Origin of the sequence: Pseudomonas sp. BN606 (genome assembly GCF_029873115.1) — a bacterium.
Lineage (GTDB): Bacteria > Pseudomonadota > Gammaproteobacteria > Pseudomonadales > Pseudomonadaceae > Metapseudomonas.
Genome location: NZ_SSOF01000071.1, coordinates 24487 through 48664, shown reverse-complemented (window position 1 = coordinate 48664; position 24178 = coordinate 24487). Strand labels below are relative to the sequence as shown.

23 protein-coding genes are annotated in these 24178 nt (G+C 62.5%); 15 read left to right on the top strand and 8 right to left on the bottom strand.

Translation table 11 applies throughout. The annotated features are described in order from the left end of the window. The first annotated feature begins 62 nt into the window (after nt 1–62). The 4 genes from ybaK to E8E75_RS13555 all read left to right on the top strand — a co-directional run bounded on the left by ybaK (nt 63) and on the right by E8E75_RS13555 (nt 3753). Nucleotides 63–533: a Cys-tRNA(Pro) deacylase gene (gene ybaK / locus E8E75_RS13570; RefSeq protein WP_120652561.1), complete on the top strand. Its 471-nt coding sequence runs from the start codon at nt 63–65 to the stop codon at nt 531–533. 29 nt (nt 534–562) lie between these two features. Then, complete coding sequence (glpK, locus tag E8E75_RS13565) at nt 563–2050, top strand: glycerol kinase GlpK (protein ID WP_153921251.1); 1488 nt, start codon at nt 563–565, stop codon at nt 2048–2050. A gap of 28 nt (nt 2051–2078) precedes the next feature. After that, nucleotides 2079–2870: a transporter substrate-binding domain-containing protein gene (locus E8E75_RS13560; protein WP_153921249.1), complete on the top strand. Its 792-nt coding sequence runs from the start codon at nt 2079–2081 to the stop codon at nt 2868–2870. Nucleotides 2871–2970: 100 nt separating this feature from the next. After that, nucleotides 2971–3753 (top strand): PhzF family phenazine biosynthesis protein, encoded by a 783-nt coding sequence (locus E8E75_RS13555; protein WP_120652558.1) that lies wholly within the window; start codon nt 2971–2973, stop codon nt 3751–3753. A gap of 59 nt (nt 3754–3812) precedes the next feature. Here E8E75_RS13555 and E8E75_RS13550 read toward each other — a convergent pair whose 3' ends face one another. After that, nucleotides 3813–4922: an ABC transporter ATP-binding protein gene (locus tag E8E75_RS13550; RefSeq protein WP_120652557.1), complete on the bottom strand. Its 1110-nt coding sequence runs from the start codon at nt 4920–4922 to the stop codon at nt 3813–3815. Continuing rightward, nucleotides 4919–5836, bottom strand: coding sequence for an ornithine carbamoyltransferase (gene argF / locus E8E75_RS13545; protein WP_120652556.1), 918 nt, complete (start codon nt 5834–5836; stop codon nt 4919–4921). The genes E8E75_RS13550 and argF overlap by 4 nt, the downstream gene beginning before the upstream one ends. A gap of 360 nt (nt 5837–6196) precedes the next feature. Between argF and E8E75_RS13540 the strand changes: the two genes are divergently transcribed. From E8E75_RS13540 to grxD, 4 genes are all read left to right on the top strand, one after another. Next, a complete protein-coding gene (locus E8E75_RS13540) occupies nt 6197–7720 on the top strand; it encodes a sensor domain-containing diguanylate cyclase (RefSeq protein WP_153921247.1) in 1524 nt (507 codons plus the stop codon). A gap of 195 nt (nt 7721–7915) precedes the next feature. Further along, nucleotides 7916–8353, top strand: coding sequence for a hypothetical protein (locus E8E75_RS13535; RefSeq protein WP_120652554.1), 438 nt, complete (start codon nt 7916–7918; stop codon nt 8351–8353). Between the two features lie 134 nt (nt 8354–8487). Next, nucleotides 8488–10596 carry a molybdopterin oxidoreductase family protein gene (locus tag E8E75_RS13530; protein WP_153921245.1) on the top strand — a complete coding sequence of 703 codons (2109 nt, stop codon included), beginning with the start codon at nt 8488–8490 and terminating at the stop codon, nt 10594–10596. 93 nt (nt 10597–10689) lie between these two features. Then, a complete protein-coding gene (grxD, locus tag E8E75_RS13525) occupies nt 10690–11016 on the top strand; it encodes a Grx4 family monothiol glutaredoxin (RefSeq protein ID WP_120652552.1) in 327 nt (108 codons plus the stop codon). A gap of 234 nt (nt 11017–11250) precedes the next feature. Here grxD and bfr read toward each other — a convergent pair whose 3' ends face one another. After that, complete coding sequence (gene bfr / locus E8E75_RS13520; RefSeq protein ID WP_120652551.1) at nt 11251–11721, bottom strand: bacterioferritin; 471 nt, start codon at nt 11719–11721, stop codon at nt 11251–11253. Between the two features lie 203 nt (nt 11722–11924). Next, the gene (locus tag E8E75_RS13515) at nt 11925–12143 is read right to left on the bottom strand and encodes a bacterioferritin-associated ferredoxin (RefSeq protein WP_069085145.1); all 219 of its coding nucleotides are present in this window, start codon (nt 12141–12143) and stop codon (nt 11925–11927) included. A gap of 281 nt (nt 12144–12424) precedes the next feature. Here E8E75_RS13515 and E8E75_RS13510 point away from each other — a divergent pair, with 281 nt between their 5' ends. After that, complete coding sequence (locus E8E75_RS13510) at nt 12425–13027, top strand: peroxiredoxin C (RefSeq protein ID WP_120652550.1); 603 nt, start codon at nt 12425–12427, stop codon at nt 13025–13027. A gap of 68 nt (nt 13028–13095) precedes the next feature. Here the strand turns inward: E8E75_RS13510 and rnt are convergent, their stop codons facing one another. After that, nucleotides 13096–13770 (bottom strand): ribonuclease T, encoded by a 675-nt coding sequence (gene rnt, locus E8E75_RS13505; protein ID WP_120652549.1) that lies wholly within the window; start codon nt 13768–13770, stop codon nt 13096–13098. Further along, nucleotides 13767–14813: a dihydroorotase gene (gene pyrC, locus E8E75_RS13500; protein ID WP_153921240.1), complete on the bottom strand. Its 1047-nt coding sequence runs from the start codon at nt 14811–14813 to the stop codon at nt 13767–13769. Before pyrC ends, rnt begins: the two co-directional genes overlap by 4 nt. 167 nt (nt 14814–14980) lie before the next feature. Between pyrC and E8E75_RS13495 the strand changes: the two genes are divergently transcribed. The 6 genes from E8E75_RS13495 to modC all read left to right on the top strand — a co-directional run bounded on the left by E8E75_RS13495 (nt 14981) and on the right by modC (nt 20771). Continuing rightward, nucleotides 14981–15991 carry an OmpA family protein gene (locus tag E8E75_RS13495; protein ID WP_280359158.1) on the top strand — a complete coding sequence of 337 codons (1011 nt, stop codon included), beginning with the start codon at nt 14981–14983 and terminating at the stop codon, nt 15989–15991. Between the two features lie 129 nt (nt 15992–16120). Next, nucleotides 16121–17338: an argininosuccinate synthase gene (locus E8E75_RS13490; RefSeq protein WP_120652547.1), complete on the top strand. Its 1218-nt coding sequence runs from the start codon at nt 16121–16123 to the stop codon at nt 17336–17338. A gap of 92 nt (nt 17339–17430) precedes the next feature. Continuing rightward, nucleotides 17431–17823, top strand: coding sequence for a lactoylglutathione lyase (gene gloA / locus E8E75_RS13485; protein WP_120652546.1), 393 nt, complete (start codon nt 17431–17433; stop codon nt 17821–17823). Nucleotides 17824–17880: 57 nt separating this feature from the next. Then, entirely contained in the window at nt 17881–18921 is a 1041-nt protein-coding gene (locus E8E75_RS13480; protein ID WP_153921238.1) for a sensor domain-containing diguanylate cyclase, read from the top strand. A gap of 74 nt (nt 18922–18995) precedes the next feature. Continuing rightward, nucleotides 18996–19682, top strand: coding sequence for a molybdate ABC transporter permease subunit (modB, locus tag E8E75_RS13475; RefSeq protein ID WP_120652544.1), 687 nt, complete (start codon nt 18996–18998; stop codon nt 19680–19682). Nucleotides 19683–19685: 3 nt separating this feature from the next. Then, entirely contained in the window at nt 19686–20771 is a 1086-nt protein-coding gene (modC, locus tag E8E75_RS13470) for a molybdenum ABC transporter ATP-binding protein (RefSeq protein ID WP_120652543.1), read from the top strand. Between the two features lie 41 nt (nt 20772–20812). Here modC and E8E75_RS13465 read toward each other — a convergent pair whose 3' ends face one another. Both E8E75_RS13465 and E8E75_RS13460 read right to left on the bottom strand, forming a co-directional pair. Beyond that, entirely contained in the window at nt 20813–22321 is a 1509-nt protein-coding gene (locus tag E8E75_RS13465) for an amino acid permease (protein ID WP_120652542.1), read from the bottom strand. Nucleotides 22322–22454: 133 nt separating this feature from the next. Beyond that, nucleotides 22455–23948: an aldehyde dehydrogenase gene (locus E8E75_RS13460; protein WP_280359155.1), complete on the bottom strand. Its 1494-nt coding sequence runs from the start codon at nt 23946–23948 to the stop codon at nt 22455–22457. Nucleotides 23949–24178 lie beyond the last annotated feature (230 nt).

Here is a 24178-nt window from a genome sequence, read left to right as displayed (position 1 = left end):
GTCGAATCACCGCTTTTCCGTTAAGGTACGCCGAATCTGCCGCAGGATTTTCACAATCGAACATGACTCCCGCCATCGATCTGCTGAAGAAAGCCAAGGCTGAGCACAAGGTGCACAGCTATCACCACGATCCCAAGGCGCCGTCCTATGGTCTGGAAGCCGCCGAAAAACTCAACCTGGACCCGGCGCGGGTATTCAAGACGCTGCTCGCCGCCACCGAGAAAGGCGAATTGCTGGTGGCCGTCGTGCCGGTGGCCGGCAGTCTCGACCTCAAGGCCCTGGCCCATGCTGCCGGTGCGAAGAAGGCCGAGATGGCCGACCCCACCCAGGCCCAGCGCTCCACCGGCTACCTGGTGGGCGGCATCAGTCCGCTAGGGCAGAAGAAGCGCCTGCGTACCTTCATCGATGGCACTGCGCGGAACTTCGAGAGTATCCATGTCAGCGCCGGTAGGCGCGGGCTGGAGGTCGAACTTTCCGCCGATACCCTGGCGACTCACACTCAAGGCCAGTTCGCCGATATCGGTCGCCCCTGAACCCAGAACAAGAACAAGGAAGCATCGCCATGGCCCAATACCTGCTCGCCATCGACCAGGGCACCACCAGCAGCCGCGCCATCGTATTCAGCGCCCAGGGGCTGCCAGTGGCGCGCGCCCAACAGGAGTTCAAGCAGTACTTTCCCAAGGACGGTTGGGTAGAGCACGACGGTGAGGAGATCTGGCTTACGACGCTCAAGGTCTGCCGTGAAGCCATAGAGCAGAGCGGGCTGAATCCGGTCGAGATTGCCGCCATCGGCATCACCAACCAGCGTGAGACCACGCTGGTATGGGATGCGAAGACCGGTACTCCGATCCATCCGGCCATCGTCTGGCAGGACCGTCGCACTGCGGATTATTGCTCCGCGCTCAAGGCCGCCGGCCATGAAGCCGACGTGGCCAATCGCACAGGACTTCTGATCGACCCCTACTTCTCCGCCACCAAGCTGCGCTGGGTGCTGGAGAACGTGCCAGGGGCCCGTGAGCGCGCTGAGCGCGGCGAGCTGCGCTTCGGCACGGTAGATTGCTTCCTGCTTTGGCGCCTGACCGGCGGCAAGGTGCACCGCACCGATGCCACCAACGCCTCACGTACGCTGCTATTCAATATCCACAGCCAGCAGTGGGACGCGGAGCTGCTGCGTCTGTTCGACATCCCCACCAGCCTGCTGCCGGAAGTACTGGACTGTGCCGCCGAGTTCGGCGATACCGACGCCGCGTTGCTCGGTGCCAGTATTCCCGTGCGCGGCATGGCGGGCGATCAGCAGGCGGCGTTGATCGGCCAGGCCTGCTTCCAGCCGGGCATGGTGAAGAGCACGTACGGCACCGGCTGCTTCATGATCCAGAACACCGGCGACCAGCCGGTGGTTTCCCGCAACCGACTGCTGACCACCGTTGGCTACCGACTGAATGGCAAGGTGAGCTATGCGGTGGAGGGCAGCATCTTCGTTGCCGGAGCCGCCGTGCAGTGGCTGCGCGACGGCATCAAGCTGATCAGCCACGCCCGTGATACGGAAGCCCTTGCCGAGCAGACCGGCGACGCCTGTGGTGTTTACCTGGTGCCGGCCTTCACCGGCCTCGGTGCTCCGTACTGGGACCCGCGCGCCCGCGGTGCAATCTTCGGCCTGACCCGCGATACCGGTATCAAGGAGATCGTCACCGCGGGCCTGCAGTCGGTCTGCTACCAGACTCGTGACCTGCTGGAAGCCATGGCGCAAGACGGCGCTGCCGCGCCCAGTGCCCTACGGGTGGATGGCGGCATGGTGGAGAACAACTGGGTAATGCAGTTCCTTTCGGACATCCTCGGGGTCCCGGTGGAGCGCCCGGAGGTGACGGAAACGACGGCTCTGGGTGTGGCCTATCTCGCAGGTTTGCAGGCGGGGCTCTACCGCGATCTGGACGAAGTGGCCAGTCACTGGCATCGTCAACAACGTTTTGTTCCGCGCATGGCCGACGAGCACCGCAAGAAGCTCTACGACGGCTGGCTGGATGCCGTGCAGCGGGTGCGCAGCGGCGCATGACAGGGCTGCATGGATGCTGGGAGGCGGAATGGGGAGAGGGCGAGGGTCGCTGAAACGCGGTTGGCAGGCTCTGGCCCTGCTGGTCGCATCTTTGCTCTTCCCATCGGCCCACGCCGAAACCCTGGTGATCGCCGGGGACATCTGGTGCCCGATCAATTGTGAGCCCGGCTCCCGAAAGCCGGGCGTTTTCGTCGAGCTGGCGCAGGAAATCTTCGGCGAAGCAGGCATCGACGTGGAATACCGCCTGGTGAACTGGGCGCGCGCGGTGCATGACACCCGCAACGGCCGGCTGGACGCCCTGATCGGCGCCAGCATCCAGGACGCTCCCGACTTCGTCTTCACCGCCACACCGCCCGGCGTGTCGCGCATGTGTTTCTACGTCGCACCCAACAGCCAATGGCGCTACCGCGGATTGGAGTCGCTAGCCAATGTCCGGCTGGGAAGCATCAACAGTTACAGCTACGGCCAGGAACTCGACACCTATATCCGCATAAAGCGGGACGATCCGGCGCGGGTGCAGGTTGTGTCCGGCGACCAGGCCCTGGAAATGAATGTGGAGAAAGTCCTGCTCGGACGCATCGATGCCACCATCGAGAACGCCTGGGTGATGGATGCCTGGCTTGCCGAAAGTGGTCAACAGGGCAAGCTGGTGAAGGCCGGCTGCCGATTGCCGGACGTGCCCATCTTCCTTGCGTTCTCTCCAGCCCTCAAAGGCAGCGCACGCCATGCCGCGCTGTTCGACACCGGGCTCAAGCGCTTGCGTGAGTCCGGGCGAATGAACGCGTTGCTGCAGCGCTATGGCCTGCCTCCGCTAGACTGATCAGGCTGTTCCACCGATATCGACCGGCCACTGTATCGCGCAAGGAGCGCTGGTGGCTGGCATGCTTGTGTTGCCCCCACCCCACATCAAGGAGCGAGTCATGCAGCTGGACTTTCATCAGGTCGATGCCTTCACCCAACGGCCTTTCGGCGGCAACCCGGCGGTGGTCTATCGCCTCGACGCCTGGCTCGATGACCAGCTCATGCAACGCATCGCCTCCGAGCACAATCTGTCGGAAACCGCATTTCTGGTGAAGGAGGGTAGTGCTTGGCACATCCGCTGGTTCACACCCAAGGCCGAGGTGCCACTCTGCGGCCACGCTACCCTGGCCAGCGCCCATGTGCTGTTCGATCTCTACCAGGAGCCGGGCGACCGCCTGGAATTCACCAGCAAGTCCGGCGAATTGCGTGTCACGCGCGAAGAGGAGGGACGTCTGGCCCTGGACTTCCCTGCGCAGGTGCCACAAGAGGTGGGCGTCACCCTTGACCTGGAACACGCCCTCGGCATCGCCCCGGTGGATGCGCTGGGCGCCAACTTCCTGATGGCAGTACTGGAGTCGGAGCAGGACGTGCGCGCGTGCGCACCGGACTTCAAGGCGCTGGCCAAGCTGCCTTGGTCAGGGGTGATCGTCACGGCGGCGGGGATTAAACATGACTTCGTTTCGCGCTTCTTCGCCCCGGTGATCGGGATCGAGGAAGACCCGGTGACCGGTGCTGCCCACTGCGCCCTGATTCCCTACTGGGCCAATCGCCTCAACAAGAGAGTGCTGCGGGCCCAGCAGTGCTCCGCACGAAGCGGCGAGCTCTGGTGCCGCCTGGATGGTGAGCGGGTGAGTATTGCCGGGCATTCGGTGCTGGTGGCCAGCGGGCGGCTTTGGGTGTAGGGCGACCTCTGTCAGAGGCAGCTGTGCTGTTCTTGCTGTTGAGATCGCCCCTACAGGTTTCAGAGCGCGCCGCTGATGCGACGCACGCCGGATTCCTGGGGGGTGAAGTGGGCGGCGACGCTGCCCTGGGCGGGGAAGACCACCAAGTGATCGGCGGCGATGCGGATGCCGACCTCCTGGCCTGGCTGGTGATCGGCGTGGCTGGGAAAGATCGATTCCAGCTGGCTGCCGGTGGTCAGTTGCAGGCGATAGAGGGTGGCGGCGCCGAGGAACGTCTTGCCGATGACGATGGCGCGTAGCTCGCTCTCCGGTGCATGGACTATGTCATCAGGGCGTAGCAGCACGTCGACTGCGGAGCCTTGCGGCAAGGTGTAGGCGCGATTGCCACGGATTATGCCGAGTTCGGTGGTCACGGCATCGGCTGAAATAAGCTGGCCGCGAATGAAGTAGCCCTGGCCGACGAAGCTGGCGACGAAGGGAGTCAGGGGCTCGTGGTAGAGGTTGTAGGGGGTGTCCCACTGCTCCAGCAGGCCATTCCTGAATACACCAACCTGATCGCTGACGGCGAAGGCTTCTTCCTGGTCGTGGGTCACCAGAATGGCACTTGTGCCGCGTACCTTGAGGATCTCGCGGACTTCCTGGCTGAGGCGCCGACGCAGCTCGCCATCGAGATTGGAAAAGGGTTCGTCGAGCAACAGCAGGCGCGGTTCCGGCGCCAGGGCGCGGGCCAGCGAAACGCGCTGTTGCTGGCCGCCGGACAGTTCGTGGGGATAGCGTTTGGCCAGATGGTTCAGCTTCACCAGTTCCAGGAGTTCACCGACCTTGCGTTCGCAGTCGGGCTCCTTGCGGATGCCGAAGGCGACGTTGTCGGCCACGGTCAGGTGAGGGAACAGGGCATAGTCCTGGAACACCATGCCGATTCGCCGCTTCTCCGGTGCCAGGGTGAAGCCGGCGCGCGAGATGACCTCGCCGGCCAGCTGGATTTCGCCTTCCAGTACCGGTTCGAAACCGGCGATGGCGCGCAGGGTCGTAGTCTTGCCGCAACCCGAAGGGCCGAGCAGGCAGCCGATGTCACCGGCATTGAGATGGAGGTTCAGGCCTCGCACAACCTGCTGTTCGTGATAACCGCAGCTGAGGTTGTGGAGGCTGAGGAGCAGTTCGCGAGTCATGCGTGATGGGCGTGTTCGACCAGCAGTTCCAGCAGGGCCTTCTGGGCGTGAAGGCGGTTTTCCGCCTGGTCCCAGGCTACCGAGCGCGGATCGTCGAGCAGATCGACGCTAATCTCTTCGCCGCGGTGGGCCGGCAGGCAGTGCATGAATATCACGTCGTCCGCGGCCAGGTCGAGGAGCGCCTTGTTCACCTGGTAGGGGGAGAACAACGCCAGGCGTCTGGCGGTTTCTTCCTCCTGGCCCATGGAGGTCCAGACGTCGGTGCTGACCAGGTGCGCGCCGGCCACGGCTTCGCGCGGGTCACGCACGACCCTGACACGGTCTCCGGCCTGGGCGAGGAATTCCGCGTTGGGCTCGTAGCCTTCTGGGCAAGCGACGCGCAGCTGGAAGTCGAACTGGATCGCTGCCTCAATATAGGTGTTGCACATATTGTTGCCATCACCGATCCAGGCCACGGTCTTGCCCTGGATGCTGCCGCGATGTTCGAGGAAGGTCTGCATGTCTGCCAGCAATTGGCAGGGGTGCAGGTCGTCCGACAGGCCATTGATGACCGGAACCCGCGAGTGAGCGGCGAACTCGGTGAGGGTGCTGTGGGCGAAGGTCCGGATCATCACCGCGTCGAGCATGCGCGACATGACGATTGCGCTGTCGCTGATCGGCTCGCCTCGACCGAGCTGGGTATCACGCGGGGACAGGAAGATCGCCTGGCCGCCGAGCTGGATCATGCCCGCTTCGAAGGAGAGACGGGTACGGGTGGAGGCCTTCTCGAAGATCATGCCCAGTACGCGGCTTTTCAGGGGCTCGTAACGCACGCCTCGGTTGCGCAGATCCTTCAGCTCGGTGCCTCGACGGATCAGGCTGTTCAGCTCCTGGGGAGTGCAGTCCATCAGGGAGAGAAAATGCCTAGCGCTCATGGTTACTACCTTTCTTCTTTTGTCACTGGCCGCGTGTCCTGGCCGGGTATTGCGGGAACAAAGCAGGCGGGACGCGCGGTCGAAGCCGCACGTGGCGACGATTCTAGGGAAAGGCGCGATCTTATAAGGAAATGTCGCGGTTTTCCAATACGTGCCAGAAACCTCGTCGTTCGTGGCTATACGCCTGGCGCCCGGGGCTTTACGGCGCAATCCGGTGGACCGCTCTGGCGTGCTGTTTGCGTGAGGTCGGGCGTTGTACAACGGCCCTGGGACCGGCGGCAAATGTCCATCATTCCAGATTGTTTCGGCACAGTCGCTTGTCTAAGGTGAGCGCAGGCACGGGCAGTGAGGAGTGTGCGGATGGCTGGAACCGGTCCGGAACCCGTTCAGGGCTACCAGGGAACGCGACGTTCACTGTGGTTGGCGTACGCGCTGCTGCTGTTGGCGGGTCTGGGAGCCATCCTGATGAACCTGGCCCAGGTGCTGGATTCCAAGCAGGTCTACCTGAGGGAAGCGGACAAGGCCAACGCCAACCTGGCCTATTCCATTGCCCAGCATGGCCAGGAATCCATCAAGGAGGCCGATATCATCCTCGGTGGCCTGGTGAATCTGCTGGAGCGGGGGGAGAGCAGTCCCGAAGCCATCAATCAGTTGCTGGTGACCTACAAGCAGCGAGCCTCGCAACTGGCCGGACTGTTCGTCTATGACGCCGAAGGGCGTTGGCTCTACTACACCAATCCGCCGCCAGCAAACGACGCGAACAACTCGGATCGCGCCTACTTCCAGCATCACCTCCATTCCGTGAGTCGCGATACCGAAGTGAGCAACCCGATTCGCAGCCGTTCCACCGGTGAGTGGATTCTACCGGTGTCGCGCCGCTTCAATGACAGGGACGGTCGTTTCGCCGGGGTAGTGCTGGCGACCATCCGCATCGATCACTTCCGCGAGTTCTACAAGCACTTCGACATGGGCGTGCAGGGTTCCCTCCTGGTTGCCATGAACGACGGCACGATCGTCTACCGCCGGCCTGAAACCTCCGGCGCTACGGGCGAGAGCATGGCCGGCAGCTACATGTTCCAGTCTGATCTCAAGCGTTCGCCAGTGGGGCTGGGGGCGAGCATTTCCGTGCTCGATGGGGTGGACCGCATCTACGCGTACCGCGCCCTGGATCACTTCCCGCTGGTGGTGGCGGTGTCCATGTCCCGCCAGGAAGTGCTGGCCGAGTGGGGGCGAAAGACTGCGGTGGTCGCCTGCCTGGTGGCGATGCTGGTGCTGGCGCTGATCCTTGTCGGCGGTGGATTGGCTACGCGGATGCGCAAGCGCATGGCTGCCGCCCAGAGCATTGCGCGGGAAAACCGCGAACTGTTCCGTCTAGCCAACCGTGACAGCCTGACCGGCATCTCCAATCGACGGCAGTTCGATCAGGCCTTGCAGGTCGAGTACCACCGCGCCGCTACGGTTGGCTCGCCACTGGCGCTGGTGATGATCGACGTTGATTTCTTCAAGGCCTACAACGACCGCTACGGCCACCAGGCAGGCGACGTCTGCCTCAAGGCGGTGGGCGACGTGCTACGTCGTTTCAAGGTGCGCGCCGGAGACACGGTGGCCCGTTATGGCGGCGAGGAGTTCGCCGTACTGCTGCCCCATACCGATGTCGCCGGCGCACGCTTGGTGGCGGAGCGGATTCGGCAGGCGGTCTACGAGCAGGGCCTGGTGCACTCCGGCAATCCCTTTGGCGTGGTAACGGTGAGCGTGGGCGCGCACAGTGAGGTGCCGGCGCAGGACGACCGCCCCGAACACCTGCTGGAGCAGGCCGATGCAGCACTCTATCGGGCCAAGAGTGGGGGGCGTAATCGGGTCTGCCTGGCTGAGCCTACGCCCTGAGATGTGGGCCTACTCCATCTACCGCCACTCGGCGGGAAAATATCTGAAGGTCTTTTCGGAACGCGTGAACTGATGCCGCGTGAAGCGGATTGATAGGTTTGCGCGTCCCCGGATTCGGGTGTTTTCCGGGGACGGCTACCGCGCATGGAAATCCAGCGGAGCCGTTCAGACTTTCTATGATCCATGGAGATCGCAATGAAGAAGTTCCTTGTACCCACTGCCCTGGCTGTCACCTTCGCTGCCATGACCGGCTGCAGCAGCTACAACGTCAGCCAACCGACTTCACCGCTGAACGGCAACGTGAAGACCGACCTCAAGGCCGATATCAAAGTGGGCGAGCAAATCACTGGGCAGTCCGAGGTGAACATCCTGTTCAGCTTCCTGCAGTTCGGTGGGGACGCGGAGTTCGCTGATGGCGTGGCCTATGGCGGCGACAGTGGTGGCGGCCTGCCTTTCGGTCCGGACCCCATCTCCGCCGTCAAGTCTGCTGCGGCCTACAAGGCTGTCAAGTCTTCGGGGGCAGACCTGATCGTCGCTCCGCGCTACGAGCTGAGCGTGAAGGATTACGTCGTATTCAAGAAGGTGACCGCCAAGGTGACCGGCAACAAGGGCACCATCCAGTCCATCCGCTGACGGGGCTGGTGAATCGGCAGGCATGATGCCTGCCGATTCACGGCGATGACGCTGCTGGCCGAGCGGCACTTCTGGTTCCATAGTCTCGTTCTTGCGACCTGACCGGTCGTCTCGAACAAGAATGAGGCCAGGCAATGACCAAGACCCTTCATCACCGTGCGTGCCATCTCTGCGAGGCCATCTGCGGCCTGACCATCGAGACCGAAGACCAGGAGGATGGCAGCCGGCGCATCCTTTCCATCAAGGGCGACGCCCAGGACAGCTTCAGTCGAGGCCATATCTGCCCCAAGGCGGTGGCTCTGCAGGACATCCAGAACGATCCTGACCGTATTCGCCAACCCATGCGCCGAGCCGGCAACGAATGGTTGCCCATCGAGTGGGATGAAGCCTTTGCGCTGGTGGCCGAGCGTCTGGCGGATATCCAGGGACGTCATGGCAACAATGCGGTGGCCGTCTATCAGGGCAACCCAAGCGTGCACAACTATGGGTTGATGACTCACAGCAACTACTTCCTCGGTTTGCTCAAGACCCGCGGACGCTTTTCGGCGACTTCGGTGGACCAGTTGCCCCATCACCTGATCAGCCAGCAAATGTACGGTCACGGCTTGCTGATTCCGATTCCGGACATCGATCAGACACAGTTCATGCTCATCCTGGGCGGCAACCCACTGGCTTCGAACGGCAGCATCATGACCGTGCCGGATGTGGAGAAGCGCCTGAAGGCGCTACAGGCGCGGGGAGGAAAACTGGTGGTAGTCGACCCCCGACGCAGCGAAACCGCGGCCATGGCCGATCAACACCTGTTCGTGCGTCCGGGGCAGGATGCGGCGCTTCTGTTCGGCTTGCTCAATACCCTGTTCGAAGAGCGCCTTGGTCGCGCCACCCATCTTGAGATCGAAGGTCTTGAACAGGTGCGGGAGGCCATCGACCGATTCACGCCAGAGGCCATGAGCCAGCGTTGCGGCGTTCCGGCAGAACACATTCGCCAACTGGCCCGGGACTTCGCTGCGGCCGAGAGTGCGGTTTGCTATGGCCGCATGGGCGTATCGACCCAGGCCTTCGGCAGCCTCTGCCAATGGCTGATCCAGCTGATCAACCTGGTTACCGGCAACCTGGATCGGGTGGGTGGTGTGCTCTGCACCGAACCGGCGGTAGACCTGGTAGCCGCCACGTCGGGCGGTCATTTCAATCGCTGGCAGAGCCGGGTATCCGGCTTGCCCGAGTACGGCGGAGAGCTGCCGGTAGCGGCACTGGCTGAAGAAATGCTCACTCCTGGCGAGGGGCAGGTGAGGGCGTTGGTGACGGTTGCCGGCAATCCGGTGTTGTCCACGCCCAACGGTCGTCAGCTGGAACAGGCGCTGGATGGCCTGGAGTTCATGCTCAGCATCGACCTCTATATCAACGAGACTACCCGCTATGCCGACCTGATCCTGCCGCCCACCGCGCCCCTGGAGCACGAGCACTACGACACCACCTTCAACCTTTTCGCCGTCCGCAACGTCACCCGCTTCAACGAGTCCGTACTGACCAAGCCAGCGGGGGCGCTGCACGACTGGGAAATCTTCGTCGGGCTGGCCAAGGCCTTTGCCGCTCGCACCGGTATCGAACTGAAGCCCACCATGGCCCCCGAGCAGATGATCGATCTGGGGCTGCGTGCCGGTGCCTATGGTGACCGCTCCGAGCTCAAGCTTTCCGTGGCGCGGTTGCGGGAACATCCCCACGGCGTTGACCTCGGCCCGCTAAAGCCCAATCTGGCCGGTCGGCTGAAGACGACCAGCCGCAAGGTCGAGGCAGCTCCGTCGATTCTCCTGGCCGATCTCGAACGCTTCGCGGCACAACCCACTCCCCGGGAGGGCGAGCTGGTGCTGATTGGTCGCCGCCATGTGCGCAGCAACAACTCCTGGATGCACAACTACCACCGCTTGGTGAAAGGCAAGCCGCGTCATCAGTTGCTGATGCACCCGCGCGACCTGGAAGCACGTGGACTGGTAGATGGGCAACGGGTAAGGGTGCGTTCGCGGGTTGGGATGATCGAGGTAGAGGTAGGCGCCAGCGAGGACATGATGCCGGGCGTAGTCAGCCTTCCCCATGGTTGGGGGCATGCACGGCCCGGTGTGCGCATGGGCATCGCCAGCGAGCAGCCGGGCGCCAGTGCCAACGATCTGACCGATGAACGCCAACTGGATGCGGTTTCTGGCAACGCCGCACTCAATGGCGTTCCTGTGGAAGTGGTGGCCGCCTGAAGACAAGGGAAGCCCGAGCGCGCCGCTCGGCTTTCCGTTACAATGCCGCCATCCTGCCGACTTGCCAGTCGGAAAGTTCAGCCGAGGTGCCCAATGGATATCATCGAAACCATCAAAGAGCAGATCGCCAACAACACTGTCCTGCTGTACATGAAAGGCTCGCCGAACGCTCCGCAGTGCGGCTTCTCGGCCCGCGCCGCGCAAGTCCTGATGGCTTGTGGCGAGAAGTTCGCTTATGTCGACATTCTGCAGAATCCGGAAATCCGCGCGAATCTGCCGAAGTACGCGAACTGGCCGACCTTCCCCCAGCTGTGGGTAGGCGGTGAACTGGTTGGTGGCAGCGACATCATTACCGAGATGTTCGAAAAGGGTGAGCTGCAGACCCTGGTCAAGGATGCCGTGAGCAAGGCCAGCGCCTGATCCGCTCCGGATTCGAAAAAAGCCCCGCAAATGCGGGGTTTTTTTTGCTTATCGTTAGCTGTTCGGGAAGATACTGGCTTCTCAAATTGAGAAGGCATCTTGATGTTGAAAGTTACTCATTCATGTCGGTCCGTTTTTCGATAGTTAATAGTGTTCCGGATTCGAGGAGAATGATTTGGCGGTGCATCAAATTAAAAAGCCCCGCATTGGCGGGGCTTCTTTTTTGTCGGCGGATTACTCGTCCATCTGCGACTGCAAATAGTTCTCCAGGCCGACTTTGTCGATCAGGCCCAGTTGGGTTTCCAGCCAGTCGATATGTTCTTCCTCGGACTCGAGGATTTCTTCCAGCAGTTCGCGGCTGCCGTAGTCACCGACGCTTTCGCAGTAGGCAATAGCCGTCTTCAGGTCCGGAACGGCTGCCAGCTCCAGCTTGAGGTCGCTGGCCAGCATCTCCTTGGTGTTCTCGCCGATCATCAGCTTGCCAAGGTCTTGCAGGTTGGGGAGGCCCTCGAGGAAGAGAATGCGCTTGATCAGCTTGTCCGCATGCTTCATCTCGTCGATGGACTCGTGGTACTCGTGTTCACCCAGTTTCTTCAGACCCCAATCTTCGTACATGCGGGCGTGCAGGAAGTACTGGTTGATCGCAACAAGCTCGTTTCCGAGGATCTTGTTGAGATGCTGTATGACTTTCTTGTCGCCTTTCATGTGGAATCCTGCCGTAGGAAGAGTGGATGGTTAAGAAATTCTGATCCTCGCAATTTATTGTGTCAAATCTAAGTTGTTGAATTACAAATGAATTTGAATATTAATAAGAATGTTTTACTTCTACATTTGAACTCTAAAGTATTGAAAATCAGGCACAAAAAACCGGACGCTGCGGTCCGGTTTCCTGTGATTCCGCCGAATGGTCAGGCGATGGCGTATGCCGCGGGGTAGGCGAGGGCCGCCTGGCTGCTCTGCACCTCGGCCAAGGTCTCCTTGACCACCTGCTTGGCCAGGCAAGCACACTTGCCGCATTGGGTGCCCACTTCCAGCGTGTTGCGTACTTCGCGATAGCTGCAGCAGCCTTCATAGATGGCTTCGCGAATTTGACCGTCAGTGACACCTAGACAGAGACAGACGTACATAGCACTCAGAACTCAGGGGAGTGGTTGGATGAGGGGATACTAATAGTAATGAGAATGATTGTCAAAGATTTGCCTGAAACGCCCGGGCCAGAGGTGTTCCCGCGTAATTCGGCGGTCAGCGGCGGACGTTGACCCGCCAGTCGAAAGCGGTGGGCGGGGTTAGCCGTCGAGTGTATTATTGCCCGTCCTTTTGGAAGCGGGTGTCATGGCGTCGCCACATTGGTCGGCCAGGCTGTGACCCCGACCCCACTGACTACTCATGACAACTCAGGAGACATGGAATGAGCGTACTCGTAGGCAAGCAGGCTCCGGACTTCACCGTTGCCGCCGTTCTGGGCAATGGCGAAATCGTCGACAGCTTCACCCTGTCCGAGGCCATCAAGGGCAAATACGGTCTGGTGTTCTTCTACCCGCTGGACTTCACCTTCGTCTGCCCGTCCGAGCTGATCGCCCTGGACCACCGCATTCCCGAGTTCCAGGCCCGTGGCGTGGAAGTGATCGGCGTGTCGATCGACTCCCACTTCACCCACAACGCCTGGCGTAACACCCCGGTAGACAAGGGCGGCATCGGCCCGGTCAAGTACACCCTGGCTGCCGACATGAAGCACGAAATCGCCAAGGCCTACGACGTCGAATCCGAAGACGGCGTGGCTTACCGCGGCGCTTTCCTGATCGACAAGAACGGCGTTGTGCGTTCCCAGATCGTCAACGACCTGCCGCTGGGCCGTAACATGGACGAGCTGCTGCGTCTGGTCGACGCCCTGCAGTTCACCGAAGAGCACGGCGAAGTCTGCCCGGCCAACTGGAAGAAAGGCGACAAGGGCATGACCGCTTCTCCGGAAGGTGTTGCCCAGTACCTGGCCGAGAACGCTTCTTCCCTGTAAGCGTTTCCAGCTAAAGAAAAAGCCCGGCATATGCCGGGCTTTTTCATGTCTGGAGTTTCGATGGGGACTCAATCGTCGTCGTCGATCCAGCCGCCCATTTCCTTCCAGCGGTTGACGATGCCGCAGAACAGCTCGGCAGTCTTCTCGGTGTCGTAGCGCGCCGAGTGTGCCTCGCGGCCGTCGAAATCGATGCCGGCGGCCTGGCAAGCCTTGGCCAGTACGGTCTGACCGTAGGCGAGGCCAGCCAGGGTCGCGGTGTCGAAGCTGGAGAAGGGGTGGAATGGATTGCGCTTGAGAGCGGTCCGGTTCACTGCAGCATTCAGGAAACCGAGGTCGAAGCTGGAGTTGTGGCCGACCAGGATGGCGCGCTTGCAGCCATTGGCTTTGATCGACTTGCGCAGGCCACGGAAGATTTCCGTCAGCGCGTGCTCCTCGCTCACCGCCATGCGCAGTGGGTGATCCAGCTTGATCCCGGTGAACTCCAGCGCGGCCTGTTCGATATTGGCGCCTTCGAACGGCTCGATGCGGAAGAAGTGGGTATGGTCCGGGTAGAGGAAACCCTGCTCATCCATCGCGATGGTGGTCGCGGCGATCTCCAGCAAGGCATCGGTCGCGGCGTTGAAACCGCCGGTCTCCACATCTACCACCACCGGCAGGTAACCACGGAAGCGCGCTGCCATGGGGTGGCGCGGGCCGGAGGGCAGGCTGCCGTCCAGTTCGTCGTCGTAAAGGTCCTCGCTCACGCTTGTTCCTCCAGCAGGCGCCATTGCAGCTTCTCGCCAGCGCGCAGCGGTACCACCACCTGCTCGCCCAGCGGCAGGGTGGCGGGGGCGGTCCATTCTTCGCGGACCAGGGTGATGCGGTCGGTGTTGCGTGGTAGGCCGTAGAAGTCCGGACCGTGGAAACTGGCGAAGGCCTCCAGCTTGTCCAGCGCATTGCGCTGCTCGAAGGCTTCAGCATAGAGCTCGATGGCGGCATACGCGGTGTAGCAGCCGGCGCAGCCGCACGCGGCTTCCTTGGCGTGCTTGGCGTGGGGCGCCGAGTCGGTGCCGAGGAAGAACTTGGCGCTGCCGCTGGTGGCAGCGTCCAGTAGTGCTTCCTGATGTACGTTGCGCTTGAGGATCGGCAGGCAATAGAAGTGCGGACGAATGCCGCCAACCAGCATGTGGTTGCGGTTGTACAGCAGGTGGTGGGCGGTGATGGTGGCGCCGACGTTGGCCGAAGCCGATTGCACGAACTGCACCGCGTCGCCGGTGGTGATGTGTTCGAACACCACCTTCAGGGTCGGGAAGCGCTCGACTACGCGGGTCAGGTGTTCGTCGATGAATACTTTCTCGCGGTCGAATACGTCGATTTCGCCACGGGTCACTTCACCGTGGACCAGCAGCAGCATGCCGACTTCGGCCATGGCTTCCAGGGCCGGGAAGATCTTGTCGACGCTGGTGACGCCGGAATCCGAGTTGGTGGTGGCGCCGGCCGGATAAAGCTTGGCCGCGTGCACGAAACCGGAAGCCTTGGCCGCGCGAATGTCCTCCGGGCTGGTGCGATCGGTGAGGTACAGCACCATCAAGGGTTCGAAGTGGCTGCCCGCCGGACGGGCGGCAAGGATGCGCTGGCGATACGCGTCGGCTTCCTCGGCATTGCGAACCGGAGGTACCAGGTTGGGCATGATGATGGCGCGGCCGAAAGTACGGGCAGCATCCGCAACGGTGTGGGCCAGGACGGCACCATCGCGCAGATGGATGTGCCAGTCGTCGGGACGCAGGAGGGTCAAACGGTCGGACATGAGGGGCTTCCAGGCGGGCAGAACTGGGCGGACATGCTACCGGAAAAGCCCTGCAGGGGCACGCAGGGCCTGATCCTCGGGCGAGTGCGCAGGTAAATCCGCGCTCAAGTTTTGTCGAGCGCCACCGATATCCAGCAGGAACGCCGTAATTCCCCGTGGAGCCAGCCGTGCGCCAGCGTTATCTCGCCATCCTGAGTTTGCTCGCCAGCCTGCCGGCCATGGCCATCACATTCCAGACTCGCCTGGAGAAGGTGGAGTGGAAGGTCGAGGGTGACAAGTTCGAATGCCGCCTTTCGCAATCCATCACGGACTTCGGTGCGGGTGAGTTCGTGCGTCGTGCCGGCGAGCAGGCCACTTTCCGCCTGAAGGCTCACGAACGCTGGATGGGGGCGGGGTCAGCGACCTTGCTGGCGGCTGCAGCGCCCTGGCAGCCGGGCAGGGGCGATATCAACCTTGGTGTGGTCAGCGTCGGCGGCGGTGAGGTGCCCTTCAACAGTTCCCAGCAGCAGGCCGGGCGTCTGCTTGCCGGCCTGATGGAGGGCCGCAGCCCTCTGATACGCCATCGCACCCTGCAGGGCGGCGACGCCATGGAAGTGCGCCTGCTGCCGGTGAAATTCAACCAGGCCTACCAGGATTATCTCGCGTGCACCGCCAAGCTGCTGCCGGTGAACTTCGACCAGGTCAAGCATGTGCAGGTCGGCTTTCCGGGGGGCGGCATGGAGCTGGACGATATCGCGCGGGCGAAGCTGGAAATCATGCTCGACTTCATCAAGGCTGATCCAAGCGTCAATCACATCGAGATCGATGGCCATTCCGACAACAGCGGCAATCGTCTGACCAACCGCGACCTCTCGCGCCGCCGCGCCCTGGTGGTGTACGACTACTTCAAGGCCAACGGTTTCCCCGAGGCGCAAATGGTCATGCGCTTCCATGGTGAGCGCTATCCGCTGGCGCCGAACAACAGCTCGGCCAACCGGGCCAAGAATCGCCGGGCCACCGTGCAGTTGTCGCGCGTCGACCTGCCTGTGGAGGCGCCGGCCGCAGCGCCCGCTCCTGCTCCGGCGGAGGCGCCGGATCCCGTCAAGCCTGGCGTTCCCGACGCCGCTCCGACCGGCCCGGCTCCCGCTCCGGGCGTCCAGGGTGCTGCTCCCGCCCCCAAGACCCCGAGCGGTTCCTGACCCTGCCGCTCGTCGCACAGTCGACAGATTCTGTCGCCTCGTCGTCATAAGCTGTCGCGCCACTGTAATTTGACCGCCAGGGTCAGTAGAATCACGGGTTTTTCGTACAACCCCCGTGGAGTTGATGGCATGGCGGACGTGAAGAAGGTTGTCCTGGCTTATTCCGGTGGCCTGGACACCTCGGTGATCCTCAAGTGGCTGCAAGATACCTATAACTGCGAAGTAGTGACCTTCACCGCTGACCTCGGCCAGGGCGAAGAGGTCGAGCCGGCCCGCGCCAAGGCCCAGGCGATGGGCGTCAAGGAAATCTACATCGATGACCTGCGCGAAGAATTCGTTCGCGACTTCGTATTCCCGATGTTCCGCGCCAACACCATCTATGAAGGCGAGTACCTGCTGGGCACCTCCATCGCCCGTCCGCTGATCGCCAAGCGCCTGATCGAAATCGCCAACGAGACCGGCGCCGACGCCATCTCCCACGGCGCCACCGGCAAGGGCAACGACCAGGTGCGTTTCGAACTGGGTGCCTATGCACTGAAGCCGGGCGTGAAAGTGATCGCTCCCTGGCGCGAGTGGGACCTGCTGTCCCGCGAGAAGCTGATGGACTATGCCGAGAAGCACGCCATCCCGATCGAGCGCCACGGCAAGAAGAAGTCCCCGTACTCCATGGACGCCAACCTGCTGCATATCTCCTATGAAGGCGGCGTGCTGGAAGACACCTGGACCGAGCACGAAGAAGACATGTGGAAGTGGACCACTTCCCCGGAAAAGGCGCCGGATACCCCGACCTACATCGAACTGACCTATCGCAATGGTGACATCGTCGCCATCGACGGCAAGGAACTGACTCCGGCCCAGGTGCTGACCGAGCTGAACCGCGTCGGCGGCATCAACGGCATCGGCCGCCTCGACATCGTCGAGAACCGTTATGTCGGCATGAAGTCCCGTGGCTGCTACGAGACCCCCGGCGGCACCATCATGCTTCGTGCCCACCGCGCTATCGAGTCCATTACCCTGGACCGCGAAGTCGCGCACCTGAAAGACGAGCTGATGCCGAAGTACGCCAGCCTGATCTACACCGGTTACTGGTGGAGCCCGGAGCGTCTGATGCTGCAGCAGATGATCGACGCCTCCCAGACCAACGTGAACGGTGTGGTACGCCTGAAGCTTTACAAGGGCAACGTCATCGTGGTCGGTCGCAAGTCCGACGACTCCCTGTTCGACGCCAACATCGCCACCTTCGAGGACGATGCCGGCGCCTACAATCAGGCCGACGCCGCTGGCTTCATCAAGCTCAACGCCCTGCGCATGCGCATCGCTGCAGGCAAGGGCCGCAAGCTGTTCTGATAAGCTTGTCAGCATGAGCCTACGAACCCCGGCCACGAGCCGGGGTTCGCATTTATAGCCCGGCAAAACGGGCAACCGATGAGGAAGCAACGATGAGACTGCTGCATACCATGCTGCGCGTCGGCGACCTGGACAAATCCATCGCCTTCTACACCGAAGTGCTAGGCATGACCCTGCTGCGTCGCAAGGACTATCCGGACGGCCAGTTCACCCTCGCGTTCGTCGGCTACGGCGACGAAGCCCACAACAGCGTGATCGAACTCACCTACAACTGGGGTGTGGATAAATACGAGCTGGGCACTGCCTATGGCCACATCGCGCTGGAAGTGGACGATGTCTACAAGGCCTGCGAGGACATCCGTGCCCGTGGTGGCAAGATCACCCGTGAGCCGGGGCCGATGAAGCACGGCACCAGTATCCTGGCCTTCGTGGAAGATCCCGACGGCTACAAGATCGAATTGCTGTCGCCCTCTCGCAAGGACTGAAGCTCTGTGCTGATATGAATCCGGGGCGTCTTCGCTCCGGACTGGAGGCGTGGGTCTATGGAAGGTTCCGCTGTCAGCTATGAACGCAATCTCGAATGCCTGGTACGGGCCATTCAGGAATTGTCCCTGGCCCGCGATCTCGACCGTATCGCAGAGATCGTGCGCAGCGCTGCGCGGGAACTGGTAGGGGCGGATGGTGCCACCTTCGTCCTGCGTGACGGTGATCGCTGCTTCTACAAGGATGAGGACGCCATCTCACCGCTGTGGAAGGGCCTGCGCTTTCCCATGGAAACCTGCATCAGCGGCTGGGCGATGATCAACCGCGAGCCCGCAGTGATCGAAGATATCTACCAGGACCCACGCATCCCCCACGACGCCTACCGCCCCACCTTCGTCAAAAGCCTGGTGATGGTGCCCATTCGCAGCATGGCCCCGGTGGGGGCGATCGGCACCTACTGGGCCACCCCGCGCATGGCGAGTGTGCGGGAGGTCGGTCTGTTGCAGGCCCTGGCGGACTCCACCTCGGTGGCCATGGAGAATGTCCAGCTCTACAACGAACTGGAGCAGCGCGTCATCGCCCGTACCCAGGACCTGGTCGCCGCCAACCGGCTGCTCTATGACGAAGCCTGCGAGCGCGAGCGGGTCGAACAGGACATCCAGCGCTTCTCCATGACCGATGAGCTCACCGGCCTGCACAACCGTCTCGGTTTCCTGCACCACGCCGCCGGAGAACTGGACGCCTCACGCCAGCGCGACACACCTTGCCTGTTGCTCCACCTGCTGGTTGGCAGCAACGACAGCGGGCCAGGTGAGAGCCTGCCGCTGACTGCCGCTCGCATGCTTCGGGCGCAGTTCCGGCGCGGTGACCTGTTGGCGCGCCTCGGGGGCGGGGAGTTCCTTGTGCTGACTTCCGGTTATGGCGATCCGAATGCCGTCCTGCAGCGCCTGCGTGCTGGCCTTGGTGCTTTCAATCGCGCGACTGAGCAGAGCCTGACCCTGCGAATCGGCCATGCCGAATCCTCGCGAGCGCAGGACCTTGAGCAACTCTTGTTCGACGCGGACAACGCCCTGCACCGCAGCGGACCGGGGTGGGGTTAAGCCTGATTCTGGCTGGCTACGCAGCTTCGCTATATAGTTCGCAACACAGCGAAAAGTGATCATTCGGCCAACCCATGAGCTTTCCCCTCGACCGTACCGATCTGGCCGCCATCTGGCTGACCCTGGAACTTGCCACCCTCACCACGCTGCTCCTGCTCGTGGTGGGCACTCCTATCGCCTGGTGGCTGGCGCGCACCCGTTCACGCCTGAAGGGGACAGTCGCAGCCGTGGTCGCCCTGCCGCTGGTGCTTCCGCCTACGGTCATCGGTTTCTATTTGCTCGTCAGCATGGGACCCCACGGGTTCATCGGCCAGTTCACCCAGAGCCTAGGCCTCGGCACCTTGCCCTTCACCTTTGCCGGCCTGGTGGTGGGTTCGGTGATCTATTCCATGCCCTTTGTCGTGCAGCCCCTGCAGAACGCCTTCACCACCATCGGCCAACGTCCGCTGGAAGTAGCCGCCACACTGCGAGCCAGTCCTTGGGACACCTTTTTCTCGGTGGTCCTGCCACTGGCCAGGCCAGGTTTCGTCACCGCGTCCATCCTCGGCTTCGCCCATACCGTGGGTGAGTTCGGCGTAGTGCTGATGATTGGCGGCAACATTCCGGAGAAGACCCGCGTGGTCTCGGTGCAGATCTTCGATCACGTCGAAGCCATGGAGTACGCCCAGGCCCACTGGTTGGCCGGCGGCATGCTGTTGTTCTCCTTCCTCATCCTGCTGGCGCTGAATACCAGCCGACGCCTGAAACCCGGCTGGACCTGACTTATGCAACAGATTCGCGCGCGATTCCGCCTGCGCCATCCGGACTTTGTCCTGGAGACCGATCTCGAACTGCCTGGCCGTGGCGTCAGCGCCCTGTTCGGCCACTCCGGATCGGGCAAGACCAGCCTGCTGCGCTGCATCGCGGGCCTGGAGCGCGCCGCCGAGGGCTACCTGGAGATCAATGGGGAGGTCTGGCAGGACAGTGCCCGTGGCCATTTCCTGCCCACCCACAAGCGCCCCCTGGGGTATGTGTTCCAGGAAGCCAGCCTGTTCGAACATCTCTCGGTCCTGCGTAATCTGGAGTTCGGCCAGCGGCGCATACCCGCGCGGGAGCGCCGTGTCGCGTTGGAGCAGGCGGTGAAACTGCTGGGTATCAGCCATCTGCTCGAGCGCATGCCGGACGGTTTGTCCGGCGGCGAGCGCCAGCGTGTCGGCATTGCCCGTGCCCTGCTGACCAGTCCGCGCCTGCTGTTGATGGATGAGCCCCTGGCGGCGCTGGACCTCAAGCGCAAGGGCGAGATCCTGCCCTACCTGGAGCGCCTGCATGACGAGTTGGACATCCCGGTCCTCTACGTCAGCCATTCGCCGGATGAAGTGGCGCGCCTGGCCGACCACCTGGTGCTGCTGGATAACGGCCAGGTGCTGGCCAGCGGGCCGCTGGAGCAGACCCTCGCCCGCCTGGATCTTCCCACCGCGCAGGAAGACGAGGCCGGTGTGGTGATCGAAGGGCGGGTGCAGGGTTTCGATGCCCAGTACCAGTTGCTGACCCTGGCGTTGCCCGGTAGCTCTCTCAGCGTGAGGGTGGCCCATTCGCCGGTTGCCGAAAGCCGCTCCCTGCGCTTCCGGGTGCTGGCGCGGGACGTCAGCCTGAGCCTGGAGAAACAGCGCGACAGCAGCATCCTCAACCTATTGCCGGCACGGATGGTGGAAGAGTCTCCGGCCGCCAATCCAGCCCACGTGCTGGTGCGTCTCGATGTGGATGGCACGCCCATGCTGGCGCGCATCACCCGCTTCTCCCGTGACCAGCTTGGCCTCTACCCTGGCCAGACCCTCTGGGCGCAGATCAAGTCGGTGGCACTGCTGGCTTGAAGGCGGGGAGGGCGGGGCCTGGCAGCCCCACCCTGTTTGACTCAACGTGCCGGCTCGCTCTCCAGCGCTGGCGTCGACAGTTTCCACGCGTCCCCAGCAGGGGCCTGGCCGCGGTCGTAAGGCTTGAGTACGAGCATGTAGAGCAGGCCGATTGCAATGATTACGGCCGCTGTGACGACGATTCCGTAATTGACGTACCACGGCGCGTCCGGAGTGCGCGGCCAGGACATGTTGACGATGGCCAGCACGCCGTAGATCAGGGCCGCAATGTTGACGACCCAACCCCAGTTGCCCAGGGTGAATTGCCCGCTCGGTTGCCAGCCGCGGACGCGAGCGAACAGCGCGCCGCCAACGATCATCTGGAATGACAGGTAGATGCCGATCGCGGCGAAGGCAACCACCGCGGCGATGGCATTCTGCAAGAAGAAGCCCGCGCAGACGATGGCGGCCGGCAGCAGGCCGCAGACTACCAGTGCAGCGGCCGGTACATGGGTGTTGGGCGACAGACGCTTGAGCAGCGAACTGCCCATGACCATCTCGTCACGCGCATAGGAGTACAGCAGCCGGCTTGCTGCGGCCTGCAGGCTCAGTACGCAAGAGACGAAGGAAACGATGATCACCGCCATGACCAGTCGCGACCCGAGGGGGCCGAAAGCGTTGTTGAGGATGGTGGACATCGGGTCGCTGTCTTCGCCCGAAATCACCTTGGCCATGTCCGGCACCGCGAGGATCAGCGCTATCGCCGCAAACATGGCAGCGCCGCCGCCGATATAGACGGTCATGCGCATGGCCTTGGGAATGCGCTTGCTCGGGTTCGGTGTTTCCTCGGCAACGTCGCCGCAAGCCTCGAAGCCGTAGTAGAGGAACATGCCGGCCAACGACGCCGTGAGGAACGCGGGCCAGTAGCTGCCGTCGATGCTGATGTCGAACGTGTTGAACAGCACGCTGATAGGTTGGTGGCGCTCGAAGATCAGCAGGTAGCCACCGATTACCAGGGCGCCCAGCAATTCGCAGATGAAGCCGAACATCGCCACACGGGCCAGTAGTTTCGTGCCGCTCAGGTTCAACAGGGTCGCTATCAGGGTCAGGCCAAGGGCGATCAGCGTATTGGTGACGGCCGTGGGCTCGAAGCCAAGCAGGTTGGCGATGTAGGGGCCGGCACCGAGGGCGACTGCAGCGATGGTCACGCAGAGCGAGACGGAGTAAAGCCAGCCCACCATCCAGGCCCAGCGCTTGCCCACCAGGCGCCGTGCCCAGGGATAGACGCCACCGGAGATGGGGAATTGCGAAACCACTTCACAGAACACGAGGCACACCAGCAACTGACCGATGCCCACCAGCAGGTAGGACCAGAACATCGGTGGGCCTCCGGCCGCCAGACACAGGCCGAACAGGGTATAGACCCCCACCACCGGGGACAGGTAGGTGAAGCCCAGGGCAAAGTTCTCCCAAAGGCTCATGCTGCGTTCGAAGTTGGACGTGTAGCCCAGGGCGCGTAATTGCTCCGCGTCCCGGTCAGCCACTGCAGCCTTGCTGGGTGCATTGCTCATCGGTCGGTTCCTTTATTGGTTTTGTATCGGTATCGAACAAGAAGCGGTGATAAGGCGGCCGCGCGCCGCCGGTGGTCTCTTCGTTGAGGGTGGCAACCGGACCTCTCCCCGTCCGGTTGCCACCTGCCATAGGTCAGAGCTTGATCCAGGTCGCTTTCAGCTCGGTGTACTTGTCGAAGGCGTGCAGCGACTTGTCGCGGCCGTTGCCGGACTGTTTGAAGCCGCCGAAGGGCGCGGTCATGTCGCCGCCGTCGTACTGGTTGATCCAGACGCTGCCAGCGCGCAGGGCCTTGCCGACCAGGTGGGCGCGGGACAGGTTGCTGGTCCACACCGCCGCGGCCAGGCCGTAGATGGTGTCGTTGGCGATGGCGACCGCTTCTTCTTCGCTGTCGAAGGCGATGACCGAGAGCACCGGGCCAAAGATTTCTTCCTTGGCGATGCGCATAGCGTTGTCCACGCCGTCGAAGATGGTCGGCTCGACGTAGGTGCCGCCGGTTTCTTCCAGCACACGTTTGCCGCCAGCCACCAGCTTGGCACCGTCGGCGTGGCCGGATTCGATGTAGCCAAGCACGATGTCCAGTTGCTGGCTGTCCACCAGGGCACCGACGTTGGTCGCCGGGTCCAATGGGTTGCCCGGCTTCCAGGCCTTGATCGCCTCGACCACCATGGGCACGAACTTGTCCTTGATGGAGCGCTCTACCAGCAGGCGCGAACCCGCGGTGCAGACTTCGCCCTGGTTGAAGGCGATGGCGCCGGCAGCGGCTTCGGCGGCGGCCTGCAGGTCAGGGGCGTCAGCGAAGACGATGTTCGGGCTCTTGCCGCCGGCTTCCAGCCAGACGCGCTTCATGTTGGATTCGCCAGAATTGATCAGCAGCTGCTTGGCGGTGCGGGTGGAGCCGGTAAAGGCCAGGGTGTCGACATCCATGTGCAGGGCCAGAGCCTTGCCCACACTGTGGCCGAAGCCTGGCAGCACGTTCAGCACGCCAGCCGGGATGCCGGCATCACAGGCCAACTGGGCCAGGCGAATGGCGGTCAGCGGGGAGCGTTCGGACGGCTTCAGGACCACCGAGTTACCGGTAGCTAGCGCAGGGCCTAGCTTCCAGCAGGTCATCAGCAGGGGGAAGTTCCACGGCACGATGGCGGCAACAACCCCCACCGGCTCACGGGTCACCAGGCCCAGTTGGTCATGAGGCGTTGCGGCCACTTCGTCGTAGACCTTGTCGATGGCTTCGGCGCTCCAGCGAATGGCGTCTACCGCGCAAGGAAGGTCAACGTTCAGCGAGTCGCTGATCGGTTTACCCATGTCCAGGGTTTCCAGCAGGGCCAGTTCCTCGGCGTGGGCATCGATCAGCTCGGCGAAGCGGATCATCGCCTGCTTGCGCTCGACCGGTGCCAGGCGAGACCAGAGGCCGGAGTCGAAGGTTGCACGGGCTGAGGCAACTGCCCGCATCGCATCCGCCTCGCCGCTACTGGCGACCTTGCAGAGCAGGCGTCCATCGACCGGGCTGATGCAGTCGAAGGTATCGCCGCTGGCAGCTTCCACATACTCACCTTGGATGAAGGCGCGGCCTTCGATTCTCAGCCGGCTGGCGCGTTCTTCCCAGTCGGCTCGGGTCAGTTCGGTCATCGCGGGTGTGCTCCTCTGGAGAATCCCGGCACGGCTAGCGACAGTCAGGGCTGCCAGGGCGTGCGTGGGGCGGTTTTGGCGGGTAGGTTGCTAAAACATTTAAAACCATATCTTATGTTTTCGGTCCTGCCAATACAGCGACATCCTGGTGGGGTTTCTGTCGATTGTTTGCCGTATTTACCCGAGTCTTGACCGCTTTAGAGTCAGTCTTTCTTCAGGTTTTGATTGAA

Excerpts from the sequence above, each read along its gene's own strand:
- ybaK (WP_120652561.1), top strand. The coding sequence starts at position 63 with ATGACTCCCGCCATCGATCTGCTGAAGAAAGCCAAGGCTGAGCACAAG.
- glpK (WP_153921251.1), top strand. The coding sequence starts at position 563 with ATGGCCCAATACCTGCTCGCCATCGACCAGGGCACCACCAGCAGCCGC.
- E8E75_RS13560 (WP_153921249.1), top strand. The coding sequence starts at position 2,079 with ATGGGGAGAGGGCGAGGGTCGCTGAAACGCGGTTGGCAGGCTCTGGCC.
- E8E75_RS13555 (WP_120652558.1), top strand. The coding sequence starts at position 2,971 with ATGCAGCTGGACTTTCATCAGGTCGATGCCTTCACCCAACGGCCTTTC.
- E8E75_RS13550 (WP_120652557.1), bottom strand. The coding sequence starts at position 4,922 with ATGACTCGCGAACTGCTCCTCAGCCTCCACAACCTCAGCTGCGGTTAT.
- argF (WP_120652556.1), bottom strand. The coding sequence starts at position 5,836 with ATGAGCGCTAGGCATTTTCTCTCCCTGATGGACTGCACTCCCCAGGAG.
- E8E75_RS13540 (WP_153921247.1), top strand. The coding sequence starts at position 6,197 with ATGGCTGGAACCGGTCCGGAACCCGTTCAGGGCTACCAGGGAACGCGA.
- E8E75_RS13535 (WP_120652554.1), top strand. The coding sequence starts at position 7,916 with ATGAAGAAGTTCCTTGTACCCACTGCCCTGGCTGTCACCTTCGCTGCC.
- E8E75_RS13530 (WP_153921245.1), top strand. The coding sequence starts at position 8,488 with ATGACCAAGACCCTTCATCACCGTGCGTGCCATCTCTGCGAGGCCATC.
- grxD (WP_120652552.1), top strand. The coding sequence starts at position 10,690 with ATGGATATCATCGAAACCATCAAAGAGCAGATCGCCAACAACACTGTC.
- bfr (WP_120652551.1), bottom strand. The coding sequence starts at position 11,721 with ATGAAAGGCGACAAGAAAGTCATACAGCATCTCAACAAGATCCTCGGA.
- E8E75_RS13515 (WP_069085145.1), bottom strand. The coding sequence starts at position 12,143 with ATGTACGTCTGTCTCTGTCTAGGTGTCACTGACGGTCAAATTCGCGAA.
- E8E75_RS13510 (WP_120652550.1), top strand. The coding sequence starts at position 12,425 with ATGAGCGTACTCGTAGGCAAGCAGGCTCCGGACTTCACCGTTGCCGCC.
- pyrC (WP_153921240.1), bottom strand. The coding sequence starts at position 14,813 with ATGTCCGACCGTTTGACCCTCCTGCGTCCCGACGACTGGCACATCCAT.
- E8E75_RS13490 (WP_120652547.1), top strand. The coding sequence starts at position 16,121 with ATGGCGGACGTGAAGAAGGTTGTCCTGGCTTATTCCGGTGGCCTGGAC.
- gloA (WP_120652546.1), top strand. The coding sequence starts at position 17,431 with ATGAGACTGCTGCATACCATGCTGCGCGTCGGCGACCTGGACAAATCC.
- E8E75_RS13480 (WP_153921238.1), top strand. The coding sequence starts at position 17,881 with ATGGAAGGTTCCGCTGTCAGCTATGAACGCAATCTCGAATGCCTGGTA.
- modB (WP_120652544.1), top strand. The coding sequence starts at position 18,996 with ATGAGCTTTCCCCTCGACCGTACCGATCTGGCCGCCATCTGGCTGACC.
- modC (WP_120652543.1), top strand. The coding sequence starts at position 19,686 with ATGCAACAGATTCGCGCGCGATTCCGCCTGCGCCATCCGGACTTTGTC.
- E8E75_RS13465 (WP_120652542.1), bottom strand. The coding sequence starts at position 22,321 with ATGAGCAATGCACCCAGCAAGGCTGCAGTGGCTGACCGGGACGCGGAG.
- E8E75_RS13460 (WP_280359155.1), bottom strand. The coding sequence starts at position 23,948 with ATGACCGAACTGACCCGAGCCGACTGGGAAGAACGCGCCAGCCGGCTG.